1 protein-coding gene and 2 pseudogenes are annotated in these 3,664 nt (G+C 66.0%); all 3 read left to right on the top strand.

What is annotated here, in order from left to right:
• Positions 1–112 precede the first annotated feature (112 nt).
• On the top strand, positions 113–1,663 hold the full coding sequence (locus ET989_RS14550; protein WP_131170252.1) for an IS1634 family transposase: 1,551 nt from the start codon (positions 113–115) through the stop codon (positions 1,661–1,663).
• A 118-nt stretch (positions 1,664–1,781) separates the two neighbouring features.
• A pseudogene (locus ET989_RS14555) lies at positions 1,782–2,795 on the top strand (IS1634 family transposase); the annotation flags it as partial.
• Between the two features lie 258 nt (positions 2,796–3,053).
• Positions 3,054–3,539: pseudogene (locus tag ET989_RS14560) on the top strand (IS1634 family transposase); the annotation flags it as partial.
• Between the last annotated feature and the right edge of the window lie 125 nt (positions 3,540–3,664).

Consider the following 3,664-nt stretch of genomic DNA (forward strand, 5'->3'; position numbering starts at 1 on the left):
ACCTGACTTGCACACCTCGTGACTGAATTCACGGGGTCGGTGATCATCGGTGCTTGTCAGCGGGTTTTGGTTGGCTCGGTGGGGGCACTAAGGAAAGGGTAGGATCGGCTGGGTGAGCCCGTTCCTGCGGAAGGTGAAGACCGCCTCGGGGGCGACGGCTGTGCAGATCGTGGAGAAGAAGCACGGGGTCCGCACGATCTTGGAGCACTTGGGCTCGGCGCACGATGAGGCCGAGTTGGCGGCGTTGATGCAGGTCGGTCAAGAGAAGCTTCACGTCAACCAACCCCTGCTGGACTTACCGACCCGGGGTGGGGTGCAAGCCGGGGCGGCGGTGATCGAGGCGAAGCAGTCGAAGCTGCTCGTGGACGTGATCCGGGCTGCTTGGCGGCGGCTCGGTTTCGACGTGATCGAAGATGAGGCGTTCTTCCAGCTGGTGTTGGCGCGGCTGGTGGAGCCGACCTCGAAGCTGGACAGCATCCGGGTGATCGAAGACCTCGGACTGCGCGCCCCGCACCGCAACACGTTCACCAAGGCGTTGCGACGGTGCGCTGACAAGGAGTACCGCGACCGGATCGCTCACGCGTGCTTCCAACACGTGTGGACCGACCAGGGCGGGGACCTCTCCCTACTCATGTACGACGTGACCACGCTGTACTTCGAGACCGACACCGAAGACAGTCTGCGCAAGGTCGGATTCAGCAAGGAACGCCGCGTCGACCCGCAGATCGTGGTCGGCCTGCTCGTGGACCGCACCGGCTTCCCGCTCGAGATCGCCTGCTTCGAGGGAAACAAGGCCGAGACCCAGACGATCATCCCGATCATCAAGGCGTTCCAAGCACGCCATGGTGTCGCCGACATGGTCGTCGTCGCCGATGCCGGCATGTTGTCCACGACGAACTTGGAAGCCATCGACGCCGCGGGCTTGCGGTTCATCGTCGGCTCCCGCGTCACCCGCGCCCCGCATGACCTGGCCAAGTACTTCCACTGGCACGGCAACGCGTTCACTGACGGCCAGGTCATCGACACCATCACGCTGCGCCGCCAGAAGGCTGATCCCGACCAGTTGAAGACCCGCGCCGAACCCGTCTGGGACCCCGCAGCTCATCCGGCCGCGTGGCGGGCGGTCTGGGCCTACTCGCATAAGCGGGCCGCGCGGGACCGCAAGACGCTGGCCGCGCAACGCGACCGGGCGGTCGCGATCGTGGACGGGGACCGGCCGGCGAAGAAGGCCCGGTTCGTGAAGACCACCGGGCAGAGCGCCACCCTCGATGACGTGTCGCTGCGGCGCGCCGCCGATCTGGTGGGGTTGAAGGGCTACGTCACCAACATCACCAGCACAGTGATGCCCGCCGGGGAGGTCATCACCAGTTACCACGACCTGTGGCAGGTCGAGCAATCGTTCCGGATGAGCAAGAGCGACTTGGCTGCCCGGCCGATCTACCACTACCTCCGGGACTCGATCGAGGCGCACCTGACCATCGTGTTCACCGCCCTGGCGATCGCTCGGGACCTGCAGGTCCGCACCGGCTGGAGCATCAAAAGGATCGTCCGCGCGCTACGCCCCCTGCAACACGTCACCATCACTCTGGCCGGCCGACAACTCCAAGCCGAGCCCATGACCCCCGACGACGTAGCCCACATGCTCGACCGCGCAGGTCACTAAAACCCGACTTGGCTCACGTTTCGTGTTCTTGGGGGTTGAGGGGCGCTTGACTAGGGCTTCTGGTCGGCGTGGTGTGCACTAAGTGGGGGTGTTCTAGCCTGTCTGGGTGAGCCCGTATGTGAGGACGGTGAAGACCGCGTCGGGTGCGACGGCAGTCCAGGTGGTGTGGTCGTCCTCGCGTGGTTCACGGTCGATGGACCACATCGGGTCCGCGCACACGCCCGAGGATGTCGAGGTGTTGAAGGCTGTCGCCCGGCAGCGGATGGTTGCAGCCGGCCAGGACGAGCTCGACTTCGGGGACGGGCAGCCACGCCGTCGGGCGTTGAACATCGTCGCGTCGAGGGCGGAGCACTTGTGGAACGCCTTGTCAGCCGGCTTTGAGCAGTTGGGGTTCGAGGCCGCCTGTGACGGTGATGAGGTGTTCAAGCAGTTGGTGTTGGGTCGGCTGGTCGAGCCCACCAGCAAGCTGGACACGCTTCGGGTGCTCGACGAGGTCGGCCTTCGGCCACCGGGGTATGCCACGGTGAAGCGGCGCCTGCCCGTGTACGCCAAGCAGGCGTGGCGACGCCGGTTCGCGGCCGCGTGCGCCCGCCACGTCGGGTTGGGGCCGACCACCTTGGTGCTCTACGACGTGAGCACGCTCTACTTCGAGACCGACCAAGGTGACGGGTTCCGGGAGTCCGGGTTCAGCAAGGAACGCCGGCTGGAACCCCAGATCACGATCGGCCTGTTGACCGACGCGCGCGGGTTCCCACTGATGGTGGAGGCGTTCGAGGGCAATCGCGCCGAGACCACCACGATCATCCCGTCGATCCAGGCGTTCCAGGCCGCCCACCAACTCCCTGAGGTGACCGTGGTCGCCGACGCGGGCATGCTGTCGGATGGCAACCTGCGAGCCCTGTCCGGGGCGGGGCTGCGGTTCATCGTGGGGCAGAAGATCCCCGACATCCCCTACGTCGTGCGGGAGTGGATGAAGACGCACCCCGGCGAGCAGCCACCCGACGGGCTGACCCTGACCCAGCCGTGGGCGCGCGGGCCGGCCGGGCAGCAGGTGAAGGAGACGATCTACTACCAGTACCGGGCTGACCGGGCCCGGCGCACGCTGCGCGGCATCACCGAGCAGGTCGGCAAGGCCGAACCAGACGACGCGACTCCATCGAGGCGCACCTGACCATCGTGTTCACCGCCCTAGCCATCGGCCGCACCGTCCAGGACCGGACCGGCCTGTCGCTACGTCGAGTCCTACGCCAACTCCGTCCGCTGCGTTCAGCAACGATCCAGGCCAACGGCGCTATCCAGACCCTGCCACCAGCCCTCGGCGACGATGAGCAGGCCGTCCTTGACGACCTCAAACAAGCCAGCTCAAGGCACTAAGCCGCTTGACCCAACTCAGGCCGAACGGGCGGTCGCGGGGAAGGTGCCGGTGAAGCGGAACCGGTTCATCACCCTCACCGGCGCGCAGAAGTCGGTGAATCGGGAACTGGAAGCCAAGGCTCGCAACCTGGCGGGCTGGAAGGGCTACATCACGAACCTGGCCACCCCGACCCCGGAGTACGTCATCGGGGCCTACCACCAGCTGTGGCAGGTCGAGAAGTCCTTCCGGATGTCCAAGTCCGATCTGAAAGCCCGGCCGGTCTACCACCACCTGAAGGTCTCGATCGAAGCCCACCTCACCATCGTGTTCGCGGCCCTCGCCGTCGCCCGATGGCTCGAGAGCACCACCGGGGTCAGCATCAAGGTCCTCGTCAAGACGCTGCGGCGCCACCGCACCATCAACATCCAAGCCGGCGACACCATCGTCACCGCCGAGAACCCCCTACCCGACGACGCCCAAGCCTGGCTCGACGCGATCCACCAAGCGCGCGGGCGACACTAAATGAGCCAAATCGGGACACGTCACCATCACTCTGGCCGGCCGACAACTCCAAGCCGAGCCCATGACCCCCGACGACGTAGCCCACATGCTCGACCGCGCAGGTCACTAAAAGTGTGCAAGTCAGG

Source organism: Propioniciclava sinopodophylli, from assembly GCF_004324755.1.
Taxonomy (GTDB): domain Bacteria; phylum Actinomycetota; class Actinomycetes; order Propionibacteriales; family Propionibacteriaceae; genus Propioniciclava; species Propioniciclava sinopodophylli.